Raw genomic sequence first — 13212 nt, forward strand, 5'->3', positions numbered from 1 at the left:
TGCAGGCTTCGTGCCGCGCCGGCTTGCCGCTGCACGGCCGGCCTCGTATGGTTGGCCCCCGTGTCCTTTCGAGCCCTTGACCATGTGGTCCCTGCGCGCCTGGCGCCGCCGGCGCATCCTGCAACGCCATCCGATCCCCGAGCAGACCTGGCAACAGGTCCGCCAGACCCTGCCGATCCTCGACGGCCTGGACGAGGAAGAGGACGCCCTGCTGCGCGAGCGCAGCGCGCTGTTCCTGCATGGCAAGCACCTGAGCCCGCTGCACGGTCTGGCGCCTGAGCCTTTCGAGCGCGCCTGCCTGGCGGCACTGGCCGAGTTGCCGCTGCTGCACCTGGGCGAGCTGGACTGGTACCGCGGCTTCCACGAGATCGTCCTCTACCCGGACGACTTTCTCAGCCCGCAGCGCCACCGCGATGCCGCCGGTGTCGAGCACGAGTATGACGACGCGCGCAGCGGCGAGGCCTGGCAGCAGGGCCCGGTGATCCTCGCCTGGCCAGGCGTGCAGGCCAGCGGCGGCTGGGATGGCTACAACCTGGTGATCCACGAGCTGGCGCACAAGCTGGACATGCTCGACGGCGATGCCAATGGCCTGCCGCCGCTGCACCGCGACATGCGCGTGAGCGACTGGGCCCAGGCCATGCAGCAGGCCTACGACAGCCTGAACGCCACGCTGGACGCCGACCCCGCGGCGGAAACGCCGATCGACCCCTACGCGGCCGAGCATCCGGCGGAGTTCTTCGCGGTCACCAGCGAGTACTTCTTCAGCGCCCCCGACCTGCTGCAGCAGGCCTTTCCGCAGGTCTACGCGCAACTGCGGCTGTTCTATCGCCAGGACCCGCTGGCGCGCCTGCAACGGCTCTGCGAGCAGGACCCCAACTATCGCGAGATGGCCTGATCCAAGGCGTTCGACAAGACCAAAGGCTATGCACGGCGGCGTAGCCAGGGCAGGTTTATCTGCCTATAATCCCGCCACTTTTTTCGGCCGGGCTGATGCAGTTCCTGGACGGCCGCGTCTCGATTCGCCCCTTCGTGGAGAACTCCCGCATGAGCTACAGCAAAGTCCCGGCCGGCAAAGACGTGCCGAACGACATCTACGTCGCCATCGAGATCCCGGCCAACCACGCGCCGATCAAGTACGAGATCGATCACGACACCGACTGCCTGTTCGTCGACCGCTTCATGGCCACGCCGATGTTCTACCCGGCCAACTACGGCTTCATCCCGCACACCCTGGCGGATGACGGCGACCCCCTCGACGTGCTGGTCGTCACCCCCTACCCGGTCGCACCGGGCTCGGTCATCCGCTGCCGTCCGGTCGGCGTGCTGAACATGACCGACGAAGCCGGCGGCGACGCCAAACTGATCGCCGTCCCGCACGACAAGCTTTCCCAGCTCTACGTGGACATCAAGGAATACACCGACCTGCCTGCGCTGCTGCTCGAGCAGATCAAGCACTTCTTCGAGAACTACAAGGATCTCGAGAAGGGCAAGTGGGTGAAAGTCGAAGGCTGGGGCAACGCGGAAGCGGCTCGCCAGGCCATCATCAAGGCGGTAGCGGCTTATCAGAAGTAAGCCGAAACCACCCCAACAAAGCCGGCCACAAGCCGGCTTTTTTCATTTTGGCGCCCGCACAGACAAGCCATCGTTCAAGGCGTCCTCATGAAACTCGGGCTCGCCCTCCTGCTGCTCACCGCCTGCCTGGGTCGTATCGCACTCGCCGAGGACGAGGTCAACGGCGTGGATCTGGAAGCGCTACAAAGCCGTGTGGGTGCGGTTGAGCAGATGCACTCGGTGGATTTCTCCTCCGCACGCCGCTCAGCGACCTGAGCGAACATCCGAGGACGGCAACCACAACCGCGCCACTTTGGTGCTGTTTCCCGTCCAGCCTTCGGAGTGGGTAGAGCGCGACGGCCGCTAGGGCTACATGGCGCTGGCCTCAACGCTGGAGTCCGCAGCAGCACACGACAAGGGCGACGAGCTGTATTTTCAATGCAGGCAATTGGTACCCAGTGCCGAAGGGCTGTACCCGCGTGATTGCCTGGCCTTTCCGCCCCAGATAGCGCTGGAGCTGTTCCCTGCGCCATAGGCACAGGCGTCGTTCAGCCTCTGAGTGCCTGCTGGTAGTCCGACAGCAGTATCGCCAGGTCCTTCATGGGAATGGCCTGGCGATGGCGCCAGAGCTGGCGCAGGTCGTGCCGGGATGCGGCGGCGGTACTGAGCCGGCGGCGGCTTTTCTCCAGGTCGAGCAACGCCACCCGTACCTGGCCGTCGGCCTCGCTGCGCACGAACAGGTGTTTGGGGTAGCAGCAGCCATGCTGCCAGCGGGCGCGGTGCAACCGAGCCAGCGTCTTGCCGACCGCAGCCATGACCCGTGCCCGATCTTCTGGCGCAGCAGCCTGTGCATACCACTGTTCGAGACTGACGAAGCCGTCCAGCGCGCGGGTGATCAGCAGCGCCCGCCACTCACCCTGCTGCCGGCGCGCGCCGCAATAGAGCAGCTCCGGCACGCCCACGCCGAGGCGCGCCAGCGCCAGCAGGGCACGTCGCTCACGCAGCACCGTCGGCTCGCCAAAGGGATGGCGCAGGCTGCGGTAGAGGTGTCCGACCTGGCGTTTGCAGTACAGCGGCAGCGTCTCGCCGGCGCACTCCAGCCGCTGCACCCCGCTCTCGCCGGCGCGGCGCTGGTTGGGCGCCTCGACCCATTCGCCGCGCGCCTGCCACCACTGATCGAAGAGGGCCGTCACGCTGGTCGCGCTCACTGGCCGCTGCCGCACTTGCGCAGCACATACACCCGCCACATGGCGTAGCCCGGCAGGAAGTCGTAGTGACCCTGTACGCGGAAACCAGCCATGGCGAACTCGGATTCGATCAGCGCACGCGGGATGACGAAGCGGTTGCGGTTGTCCTGCGCGCTGCGCCGCCGTTCCAGCCGCCGGCGCTTCCAGGCCTTGTAGTTGCCGTCGACCCAGAGCGAGACGATCAGACTGTCGCCGCTCACGCGGTGAAATTCGCGCAGCATGGCCAGGCGATGCGCTGGCTCGGCAACGTGGTGCAGCAGGCGCATGCAGAAGACGCAGTCTACCGCCGCAGCCGGCAGGTCGATGGCGAAGGCCGAAGTCTGAAAGGTGCGCACCCGGGCCACTACCTCAGGCGGCTGTGCCGCCCGCGCCACGGCCAGCATGTCGGCCGAGTTGTCCGCGGCCAGCAGTTGCCTGCCTGACTGCTCGGCCAGCAGCGGCCAGAAGCGGCCCGCACCACAGGGCAGATCCAGCACCACCTGGGGATCACCGACCGCGGCCAGCGCCCATCGGGCCAATTGCTCGTCACGCCAGTGAGAGAGGCGTCGCGCCAGACCGTCGCGGTGTTTGTGCAGGTACTGGCGAGCGTGGTCACTGTCGTACTTGCTGGAGAATTCGAGTTCGATGGGCGACTGCTGGGACATGGCATGCACTCCGGAAAGCCCGGGCAGAAGGTCCCAGGGCGATTTCCGCGAGCATCCGCGAAGAGCCTTAAGCAGCGATTAACTCGGGCCGCAGGCGAGCGGCGCGCCGCCACCGCTTTAGGCAAGGCTCAGATCACGTAGAACAGAATCGCCACGTAGTGCAGCAGGCTGCCGCCGATGACGAACAGGTGCCAGATGCCGTGCCAGTGGCGGAAGCGGCTGTCGTAGGCGAAGAAGATGATGCCGACCGTGTAGAGCACGCCGCCGCCGACCAGCCAGGCGAACCCCTCGCCGCCCAGCGAGCGCAGCAGCGGGCCCACCGCGATCAGCACGATCCAGCCCATCACCGCGTAGATGACGATCGACAGGATGCGCGCCTCCGAGCGGGGCTTGATCTCCTGCAGCATGCCGACCGCTGCCAGCCCCCAGACGATGCCGAACAGCGTCCAGCCCCAGGCACCGTCCAGCGTCACCAGGCAGAACGGCGTGTAGCTGCCGGCAATCAGCAGGTAGATCGACAGATGATCGAGCTTGCGCATCACCCGCTTGGCCCGTGGCTTGCGCACGCTGTGGTAGAGCGTGGAAACGGCGTAGAGCAGGGTCAACGTAAGGCCGTAGAGGGACACCGCGACGATCTTCGCCGCACCGCCCGCAAGGGACGCCAGGACGATCAGCCAGACCGCGCCGACTGCCGCCAGCAGGGTGCCGACCAGATGGGTCCAGGCATTGAAGCGTTCACCGTGGTACATGGCGACTCCACGCAGATGGATTCTCAGGAGACTCGCGGCGTGCGCGCAAGCAATCGTTCCAGCCCGGCAAGCAGCTTCTCCAGCGCGCCCTGGTTGGCGCGCAGCACGGCCAGGCCGGCGTCGGCCATGCGTTCGGCAGCGCGCGGCTGGTTATAGAGCTCGAGCAGTTGGCGCGCCAGTTCATCGGCATCCTGCACCTCCAGCAAAGCGCCGGCGTCACGCAGCTGGGCAGAGATTTCCAGAAAATTGAACAGGTGCGGCCCGCTCAGTACCGGCATGCCCAGCGCCGCAGGCTCCAGCAGGTTGTGCCCGCCATTGGGCACCAGGCTACCGCCGACGAAGGCGATGTCGGCCAGGGCGTAGAGAAACAGCAGCTCGCCCATGGTGTCGCCGACCAGCACCTGGGTGCTGGCCGTCACGGCTTCGCCGGCGGCGCGGCGACGGGTATCGAAGCCCTCGCGGCGGCACAGCTCATACACCGAAACAAAGCGCTCCGGATGCCGCGGCACCAGCAATAGCAACGCATCCGCGCGCTCGGCCAGCAACTGGCGGTGGGCCGCGAGGATGATCTCATCCTCCCCGGCATGGGTGCTCGCGGCGATCCACAGCGGTCGCTCCTGGGCACCCCACTCCGCGCGCAGTTGTGCGGCCTGGGCGGCCAGCGTCGGATCGACCTTGAGATCGAACTTGATCGAGCCGGTCACCTCGACGCACTGCGCACGCGCGCCCAGCGCGCGGAAGCGCTCGGCCTCGGCCTGAGTCTGGATCGCCAGCCAGTCCATCTCGCCGAGCATCGGCGCGGTCAGCCCGGCAAAGCGCGCATAGCCGCGCGCCGAACGCGCCGAGAGACGACCGTTGGCCAACGCCACGGGGATGCCGCGGCGAGCGCACTGGTGGATATGATTGGGCCACAGCTCGGTTTCGACGATCACCGCCAGGCGCGGACGCAGTCGCGCAAGAAAGCGCCGCGCCGCCCAGGGTAGGTCGTAAGGCAGGTAGCAGTGCTGGACCTGCTCGCCGAACAGCGCGCGGATGCGCTCCGAGCCGGTCGGCGTCATGCAGGTGACGGTCATCGGCAGCTCCGGGTGACGCGTCATCAGCGCGCGGATCATCGGCGCCGCCGCGATGCTCTCGCCCACCGAGACCGCATGCACCCAGATGCCGCCCGGCGCCAGCGGCGGCAGGCCGAAACCGAAGCGCTCGGCGATCCGCCGGCCATAGGCCGAGGCACGTCGGGCGCGCCAGGCCAGGCGCAGGAAGATGAACGGCAGGGCCAGGTGCAGCAGCAGGGAATAGAGGTGTCTGTTCATGGCCGCGCAGCTTATCAGCCCGGACGTCATCCACCTATGCACCGCGGGTGTTCGCACACCTGGATAGTTCCGCCACCCGTGCGAGAATTCGCCGTTGCCGACCTACGGAGCACGCCATGCAAGCCTATCTCTACCTGGCCATCGCCATCATTGCCGAAGTCATAGGCACTACGGCACTGAAAGCAGTGGACGGATTCAGCCGTCCCTGGCCGCTGCTGACGGTGGTGATCGGCTACGGCATCGCCTTCTGGATGCTCTCGCTGGTGATGAAGAGCCTGCCGGTCGGCGTCACCTACGCGATCTGGTCGGGCCTTGGCATCGTGCTGATCAGCCTCGCCGGCTGGCTGGTCTACGGGCAGAAGCTCGACGCGGCGGCGCTCGCCGGCATGGCGCTGATCGTCGCCGGCGTGCTGGTGATCCAGTTGTTCTCGGCCAGCGCCGGACACTGAGCGGTATATACTGCGCGCCTTGTTTTGCCAGCGAGGCGCGCATGTCCCAGCAGTCCCTGAGCACCGATATCCTCATCGTCGGCGGCGGCGTGGCCGGCCTCTGGCTCAACGCCCGCCTGCGCCAGGCCGGCTACGCCAGCCTGCTGGTGGAAAGCGCCAGCCTCGGCGGCGGCCAGAGCATGAAGTCCCAGGGGATCATTCACGGCGGCGCCAAGTACGCCCTGCATGGCGCGCTGACCGGCGCCTCCGAAGCCATCGCCGACATGCCCAGACGCTGGCGCGAGGCGCTGGCCGGCCACGGCGAGCTGGATCTTTCCGGCGTGCGCCTGCTCTCCGACGCCCACTACCTGTGGTCCCCCGGCACCCTGGCCGGCAACCTGACCAGCTTCTTCGCCAGCAAGGCGGTGCGCTCGCGGGTCGACCAGGTCAAGGGCGACGACCTGCCGCCGGCGCTACGCAATCCACGCTTCAAGGGCAAGGTCTACCGCCTCACCGAACTGGTACTGGACGTGCCCAGCCTGGTCGAACGCCTGGCCGAACTCTGCGCTGACGGCCTGCTCGCCGGCCAGCGCATCGAGCCGCTACGCGAGAATGACGAGCTGGTCGGACTGTGCGTAGATGGCCGCCAGATCCGCGCCCAGCGCATCGTTCTCAGCGCCGGCGCCGGCACCGCCGATCTGCTCGCCGCGCTCGGTATCCAGCAACCTGCGATGCAGCGCCGGCCATTGCATATGGTGATGGTCAAGGGCCCAACCCTGCTGCCGCTGTACGCCCACTGTCTGGGTGGCGGGCCCAAGCCGCGGGTCACCGTCACCACCCACCCGGCGGCCGACGGCCAGTGGGTCTGGTACCTGGGTGGCGATCTGGCCGAGGCCGATGGCGTCGCCCGCGACGAAGCCGCGCAGATCCGCGCGGCGCAGAAGGAGCTGGGCGAACTGCTGCCCTGGATCGATCTGTCCTCGGCCCACTGGGCCACCCTGCGGGTGGATCGCGCCGAGCCGGCGCAGTCCGGTCTGGTGCGGCCGGACAACGCCTTCCTTGCCGAGCAGGGTCGACTGCTGGTGGGCTGGCCGACCAAGCTTGCCCTCGCCCCCGACCTGGCCGACCGCGTGCTGGCCAGCCTTGCGCGCGGCGATGTCCAGCCAGGCAGCTACCCGCCGCTGCCGGCGCTTCCTCGCCCGCCGCTGGGCAAGCCGGTGTGGGACGACCTGCCATGAGCACCCTGCACGAACTGCATCGCCCGCTCGGCAGCACCGGCCTGAACGTCTCGCCGCTGGGTCTGGGCACGGTCAAACTGGGCCGCGACCAAGGCGTGAAGTACCCCAGCGGCTTTCGCATCCCGGATGACACCGCCGCCCGCGCCCTGCTGGTCCAGGCCCGCGAGCTGGGCATCAACCTGATCGACACCGCGCCGGCCTACGGTGTCAGCGAGGAACGCCTCGGCCCGCTGCTGCGCGGTCAGCGCGAGCAGTGGGTGATCGTCAGCAAGGTCGGCGAGGAGTTCGAGGGCGGCCAGTCGCGTTTCGACTTCTCGCCGGCGCACACGCGCTTCTCGGTGGAGCGCAGCCTGCGCCGGTTGCAGACCGACTGCATCGACCTGGTGCTGGTGCATTCCGATGGCAACGATGTCGCCATCCTGCGTGACAGCGGCGTCTACCAGACCCTCGCCGAGCTCAAGCGCGAGGGCAAGCTGCGCGCCTTCGGCTTCTCTGGGAAGACTGTCGAAGGCGGCCTGCTGGCACTGCAAGACGGCGATTGCGCGATGGTGACCTTCAATCTGAACGAACAGGGCGAGCGGCCGGTGATCGACTATGCTGCCTGTCACGCCAAGGGCATCCTGGTGAAGAAGGCACTGGCCAGCGGCCATGCCTGCCTCGCCGGCGAAGACCCGATACGCGCCAGTTTCGAGCTGCTGTTCGCACAGCCAGGCGTCACCAGTGCGATTGTCGGAACCATCAATCCGCAGCACCTGTCAGACAACGTCGCCACCGCAGCAGCCGTGCTCCGCCAACGCCCCTAGGGAATCAGCGCCACCGGGTCGAAGAGTCGATCCAGTGTCCCCGTCCCCGCCAGGTGCTGGCGGCGCGGCCGCCTCACAACAAGGAGGACCGCCAATGACGCGCATCCTGGCACGCAAGGACCCCGGCAGCTTCAAGACCCTGCCCCTGCAGATCGATGCCAACGCCGACATGCTCAGCTATCGCAGCCTGGGCCTGCCGTTGAACTTCACCCAGATGCTCGAGCGGCGCCGCCCGATCGAGGTCGATGACAGCGAACGCTTCAGCGTGCAGCTGGCCAACCTGGGCGTCTCCGTACGCCTGACCCTGAAATGGCAGAACCGCGACTACTGGGTGCTGGTGCGCCAGCGCCGCGAGGACCGCGGCGACGTGGTCCTCAAGCTGATATCAGGCTACGTGCCGGCGCACGAGCTGAATCTGCCGCTACTGACCGCCATCCATGAAGTCGCCGAAGAATGCCTGCTGGAAACCCCGGAAGGCTGGCTGCCCGGTCGCTATGGCCATACCTGGCTGCCGACGCCCTACCAGAGCATCCTGCGCTACCGGCAGACCTGCGAGTTCAAACTGTCACCGCTGTCGGGCTCGGCACGCAGCGTGCGTTGCGGCGAGATGGGCCTGATCGAGCGCCCGCGCGCCTACGTCCACCTGCCCACCGCCTCCCTGCAACTGGTCTACGACCTGACCCTGCAGCTGCCCCAGGACGTCCGCCAGCTGAGCCTGTTCCATGTCGACGAACGTCTGGTCGACGGACAACTGGTGGCGGCGCTCGAACGCCAGCGGCCGGACGTCTATCTGTTGCCGCTGAACGGCGGTGCTCCCGGCGATCAGCTGTTTCAATTGCGCCGCGGCGAGCTGCTGCCGACCTCGACCCGCGGCATCTGGCTGTCGGAAAGCTTCGCCGAGCAGGACGGCTGGCTGGTCCGTGCCGAACGCATCCGCTGGCAGGACTGGCAGACACGCTTGCGCGCAGCCGAGCAGGCGCGTCTGGCGTCCTGAGCGGCTGAGTCTGCGACGAGGGTCCGTCGGGTGGATGGCCGCAGCCATCCACCACACCCTGCGCGCAACCTTCTCCCCGCCAAGCGATGGCAGCGCAATAAGCCCCGGAGCCATCAGTGCGCCGGTGCGAACACCTCGCGGAACATCAGCACCAGGCGGCGATTGCCGAACTCACTGAAGTGATCGCCGTCGCGGTACAGCGGCCGGTTGCCCTCGGTGCTCTGGCAGGTGCCTTCCGCGCACAGGTACGGCAACGGATCAAGGATGCGCGCGCCGCAACGCTCGACCACCTCGTCCTGCATGGCCCAGACGAAACCCTGGCGACGGTGGTAGTCGGCCAGCGGCAGGCTGAAGTGGCGCTCCTGCCCCAGCAGCATGGCGCGGCCCAGACGGGTGGGCACATCCACGGCCATCTCCGGCGTCGGCCGCACCAGATACAGCGGCCGGTGTTCAGCCAGGCTGCACATGGTGGCAATGTAGTGCTGACGGAACTCCGCCAGGTAGTCCGCGCTGTTCTGCGCATGCGGCTCGCCGAAATGGAAGCGCGGCTTCATCTCGCCCGGCTCTCCGCCATTCAGGTATTCCGCGGTGCGCCCCATCATCACCATGGGCACACCCGCCGGCAGCCCGGCATGCTCCTGCTGCAGCGCTTCGTTGAGCTCTTCGCAGTAGGCCTTGCCTTCGTTGCTACGCAGGCCGAAGGCGATCGGACAGCCGCTGCCGCCACGGAACAGGATGCCGCCCTCGCCACCCGGCAGAGCCGCCTGCAGCGCAGTGACCACCGCGTCGGCGTGGCTGTCGCCGATGATGATCGCGCGCACCGGCTCTGCGCCGTAGATGCACGAGGCCTCGGGATCGAGACATTCCTTCAGCCGCGGGTTGTGGCTGTTGCGCTCGGCCTCGATCAGCGCCACCGCCTCGGGCAGACGATTGGGAAAGCCGCTGCGGCGGACCTGCTGGGCAACGATGGCGACCAGCGCCAGCACGATGACCAGCACCAGCCCGGCTTGCCAGGCGCGCAGCTTCACCAGGCCACGCTGCGCCGGCACTTCGACCAGGGTGTAGGAGAGATGGCCAAGCAGTAGCGAGGCGACCACCGCGACCGAAACCCACAGCGGATCGTCGAGCCGCTCCAGGTAGGCCAGCGCCACTACCAGCGGCCAGTGCCACAGGTAGATCGAATAGGAACGCGTACCCAGCCACTGTGCTGGCAGGCTGGCGGTCCACAACGACCGCTCGCGCGCCGCCAGCAGCACCAGCGCGGCGCCGGCCACCGGCAGAATCGCGCGCCAGCCCGGCCACAGGCTCTGCTTGTCGAGCAGCAGCACCGTGCCGATGATCAGGCCGAAGCCGAGCAGTTCGAGCACCTGGCGCACGCCACTGGACCAGCCGCGGCGGCCCACCAGGAACACCAGCGCGCCGGCAAGCATCTCCCAGGCGCGGGTCTGGATCATGTAGAACGCTTCGCTCGGGTTCACCTGGGTCCGCCACAGGCACAGGCCCAGAGACACCGCGAAGAGCGCCCCGAGCAGAATGACGACAGTGCGCCGGCCGGGCAGGAATCTGGCTGCCAGCATCAGCACCAGCGGCAGGATCAGGTAGAACTGCCATTCGACCGAGAGCGACCAGGTGTGCAGCAGCCATTTCTCCTGCGAGGCGACGTCGAAATAGCCCGACTCGTCGAAATAGCGCAGGTTGGAGCTGAAGGTCAGGCTCTCGCGAGCGTGCTTGCCGAGCTGCTTGTACTCCTCCGGCATCAGGAAGAACCAGCCGAAGGCCAGTGCCACCAGGCACAGCACCAGCAGTGCCGGCCAGATACGCCGGGCCCGCGCCAGGTAGAAGCGCCAGACCGAGAAGCTGTCGCGCTCGATGCCGCCGAGGATGATCCCGCACATCAGGTAGCCGGAGATGACGAAGAACACGTCCACCCCGGCAAATCCACCGCCGATGCCAGCGACGCCGAAGTGGTAGAGCACCACCGCCATTACCGCCCACGCGCGCAGCCCGTTGATGTCCAGCCGAAATTCGCGCGCGTCGGCGCCTGCTGCTCCGCTCACCTTGTGTCACTCCCCAGCAAAGGCGCTTCGAGGCGCCGTCATTCTTGTCGTTCTTCGATCGTTTCGATCTGGCCAGCTGAAGCCGAGCCGGCGCAGGACGTCGTCCTATATGAGCTTGCGATCCCAACGGATGCCGCGCTTGACGATCTTCGCCGGCACCCCGGCGACCACGCAGCAGCCCTCGTCGAAGGCCTTGGACACCAGCGAACAGGCGCCCACCACGGTTTCCGGATGCAGCACCGTGCCCTTGAGGATCTGTACGTCACGGCCGATCCACACCCGGTCGGCGATCTTCACGTCACGCGAGGGGTTGATTCGCGCACCGCTGGCCACCTCGATGATCGAGTGCTTGTCACCGGTACGGATCAGAATGTCGGTGGAGAGCATGCAGTCTTCGCCGATGTCGATGCTGGCGGCCTCGTCGATCAGCAGATAGGCGCCTTCCACCGTGGTGTCTGCACCGATGCGAATGTGCTGGCCACGGGTATGCCGCAGATAGATCTTGCCGGAGCTGAAACGGGTGCGAGGACCGATCTCGATCAGATTGTCCTCGCCATCGAGGCGGATCTCGCAGTGGCTGATCTCGGCACCTTCACCGAGAACCAGGCGATTGTTGCGTCCGCCCAGCTTGATGGTCACCTTCTTCATCAGGCGTTGCGCGCTGACGGGAATCTCCGCCCGGTTGCCGGCCTTGATCCGGCGACGGTTCTTGTAGATCAGGTCGCGCAGGGCCAGGCGGATTCGTTCGAACATGGCTCAGTCCCGACCGCGAATCTTTTCGACGATGGCGGTGGTGGAGCTGTTCTCCACCAGGCCGAGCACGCGCACCTCGCCGCCGTAGGCGCGGACGATGTCGGCGCCGACCACCCCCTCGATACCGTAGTCACCACCCTTGACCAACACGTCGGGCTTGAGCGCCTGCAGCAGGTTCTCCGGGGTGTCTTCGGCAAAGCCCACCACCCAGTCCACCGCGCCCAGACCCGCGAGCACCGCCATGCGCCGGTCGACGCTGTTGATCGGTCGCCCCGGGCCCTTGAGCCGACTGACCGAGCCATCGTCGTTGACCCCGACGATCAGCCGGTCGCCCTGGGCGCGGGCCTGCTCCAGGTAGGTCACATGGCCGGCATGCAGGATGTCGAAGCAGCCGTTGGTGAAGACGATCTTCTCGCCGTGGGCGCGGGCGTCCTCGATCGCCAGCTGCAGTTGTTCAAGGCTCAGCACACCGCGCTCGGAGCCTTCCTCGCGCTGTACCGCGCGGCGCAGCTCGGGCGCGCTGATGGCGGCAGTGCCGAGCTTGCCGACCACGATGCCGGCGGCCAGATTGGCCAGCGCCACCGCTTGCGGCAGCTCCTCGCCGGCAGCCAGCGAGGCGGCCAGGGTGGAGATCACGGTGTCGCCGGCGCCGGTCACGTCGAACACTTCGCGCGCGCGCGCCGGCAGGTGCAGCGCCGGATGTTCCGGGCGCAGCAGGGTCATGCCGTGCTCGCCACGGGTGACCAGCAGCGCGCCCAGGTCCAGCTCGCGCATCAGCGCCGCACCGCGGGCAACCAGCTCGGCCTCGTCGGCACAGCGACCGACGATGGTCTCGAATTCGTTGAGGTTGGGGGTGATCAGACTGGCGCCGCGGTAGATGGAAAAATCCTTGCCCTTGGGATCGGCCAGCACCGGAATGCCGCGCGCCCGCGCTGCCTGGATCAGCACCTGATGGTTCTGCAGCGCGCCCTTGCCGTAGTCCGACAGCACCAGCACGCGCACACCGGCAAGCAACCCGTCGACCTCGGCGGCCAGGGCGGCGGCGTCAGTGGCGAAGAGCTCCTCGAAATCCATCCGCAGCAGTTGCTGATGACGGCTCATGACCCGCAGCTTGACGATGGTCGGCTGCGACTCGATGCGCTGGAAATGCGCCTCGACCCCGGCGGCAGCCAGGCTGTCGGCCAGGCTTTCAGCCGCCTCGTCGTCACCGGTGACGCCGACCAGGATTGCCGGCGCGCCGAGGGCGGCAATGTTCAGCGCGACGTTGGCCGCACCACCGGGACGATCCTCGATCTGCTCGACCTTGACCACCGGTACCGGCGCCTCCGGCGAGATGCGCGAGGTGCCGCCGTGCCAGTAACGGTCGAGCATGACGTCGCCCACCACCAGAACGGGGGCTTGGTCGTAACGGGGCATGGTCAGTTTCATGGGCACTCCG

General features: G+C 67.3%; 14 protein-coding genes. 7 read left to right on the plus strand and 7 right to left on the minus strand.

The features are described from left to right. The first annotated feature begins 82 nt into the window (after positions 1-82). From DBO85_RS02235 to DBO85_RS19175, 3 genes are all read left to right on the plus strand, one after another. The gene (locus tag DBO85_RS02235) at positions 83-895 is read left to right on the plus strand and encodes a M90 family metallopeptidase (RefSeq protein WP_108104855.1); all 813 of its coding nucleotides are present in this window, start codon (positions 83-85) and stop codon (positions 893-895) included. A 149-nt stretch (positions 896-1044) separates the two neighbouring features. Next, positions 1045-1572: an inorganic diphosphatase gene (gene ppa / locus DBO85_RS02240; protein WP_108104857.1), complete on the plus strand. Its 528-nt coding sequence runs from the start codon at positions 1045-1047 to the stop codon at positions 1570-1572. An 87-nt stretch (positions 1573-1659) separates the two neighbouring features. Beyond that, on the plus strand, positions 1660-1827 hold the full coding sequence (locus DBO85_RS19175) for a hypothetical protein (RefSeq protein ID WP_158268863.1): 168 nt from the start codon (positions 1660-1662) through the stop codon (positions 1825-1827). Positions 1828-2099: 272 nt separating this feature from the next. Here DBO85_RS19175 and DBO85_RS02245 read toward each other — a convergent pair whose 3' ends face one another. From DBO85_RS02245 to waaA, 4 genes are all read right to left on the minus strand, one after another. Continuing rightward, positions 2100-2759 (minus strand): lipopolysaccharide kinase InaA family protein, encoded by a 660-nt coding sequence (locus DBO85_RS02245; protein WP_233356531.1) that lies wholly within the window; start codon positions 2757-2759, stop codon positions 2100-2102. Continuing rightward, positions 2756-3442, minus strand: a complete 687-nt coding sequence (locus tag DBO85_RS02250) for a class I SAM-dependent methyltransferase (protein ID WP_108104861.1) — start codon at positions 3440-3442, stop codon at positions 2756-2758. Before DBO85_RS02250 ends, DBO85_RS02245 begins: the two co-directional genes overlap by 4 nt. 128 nt (positions 3443-3570) lie before the next feature. Further along, positions 3571-4191, minus strand: coding sequence for a PAQR family membrane homeostasis protein TrhA (trhA, locus tag DBO85_RS02255; RefSeq protein ID WP_108104863.1), 621 nt, complete (start codon positions 4189-4191; stop codon positions 3571-3573). A gap of 23 nt (positions 4192-4214) precedes the next feature. After that, the gene (gene waaA, locus DBO85_RS02260) at positions 4215-5501 is read right to left on the minus strand and encodes a lipid IV(A) 3-deoxy-D-manno-octulosonic acid transferase (protein ID WP_108104865.1); all 1287 of its coding nucleotides are present in this window, start codon (positions 5499-5501) and stop codon (positions 4215-4217) included. 116 nt (positions 5502-5617) lie between these two features. Here waaA and DBO85_RS02265 point away from each other — a divergent pair, with 116 nt between their 5' ends. The 4 genes from DBO85_RS02265 to DBO85_RS02280 all read left to right on the plus strand — a co-directional run bounded on the left by DBO85_RS02265 (position 5618) and on the right by DBO85_RS02280 (position 8964). Further along, positions 5618-5950 carry a DMT family transporter gene (locus DBO85_RS02265; RefSeq protein WP_108104867.1) on the plus strand — a complete coding sequence of 111 codons (333 nt, stop codon included), beginning with the start codon at positions 5618-5620 and terminating at the stop codon, positions 5948-5950. A 41-nt stretch (positions 5951-5991) separates the two neighbouring features. Further along, positions 5992-7167, plus strand: a complete 1176-nt coding sequence (locus tag DBO85_RS02270) for an NAD(P)/FAD-dependent oxidoreductase (RefSeq protein WP_108104868.1) — start codon at positions 5992-5994, stop codon at positions 7165-7167. Continuing rightward, a complete protein-coding gene (locus DBO85_RS02275; protein ID WP_108104870.1) occupies positions 7164-7970 on the plus strand; it encodes an aldo/keto reductase in 807 nt (268 codons plus the stop codon). The genes DBO85_RS02270 and DBO85_RS02275 overlap by 4 nt, the downstream gene beginning before the upstream one ends. Positions 7971-8064: 94 nt before the next feature. Next, complete coding sequence (locus DBO85_RS02280; protein ID WP_108104872.1) at positions 8065-8964, plus strand: metal ABC transporter ATPase; 900 nt, start codon at positions 8065-8067, stop codon at positions 8962-8964. A gap of 113 nt (positions 8965-9077) precedes the next feature. Here DBO85_RS02280 and DBO85_RS02285 read toward each other — a convergent pair whose 3' ends face one another. The 3 genes from DBO85_RS02285 to hldE all read right to left on the minus strand — a co-directional run bounded on the left by DBO85_RS02285 (position 9078) and on the right by hldE (position 13202). Next, entirely contained in the window at positions 9078-11021 is a 1944-nt protein-coding gene (locus DBO85_RS02285) for an acyltransferase family protein (RefSeq protein WP_233356532.1), read from the minus strand. A gap of 105 nt (positions 11022-11126) precedes the next feature. Then, positions 11127-11774, minus strand: coding sequence for an acyltransferase (locus DBO85_RS02290; RefSeq protein ID WP_108104874.1), 648 nt, complete (start codon positions 11772-11774; stop codon positions 11127-11129). Positions 11775-11777: 3 nt separating this feature from the next. After that, positions 11778-13202, minus strand: a complete 1425-nt coding sequence (gene hldE / locus DBO85_RS02295) for a bifunctional D-glycero-beta-D-manno-heptose-7-phosphate kinase/D-glycero-beta-D-manno-heptose 1-phosphate adenylyltransferase HldE (RefSeq protein WP_108104876.1) — start codon at positions 13200-13202, stop codon at positions 11778-11780. Positions 13203-13212: the final 10 nt, after the last annotated feature.

The organism is Pseudomonas mangrovi (assembly GCF_003052585.1).
Lineage (GTDB): Bacteria > Pseudomonadota > Gammaproteobacteria > Pseudomonadales > Pseudomonadaceae > Aquipseudomonas > Aquipseudomonas mangrovi.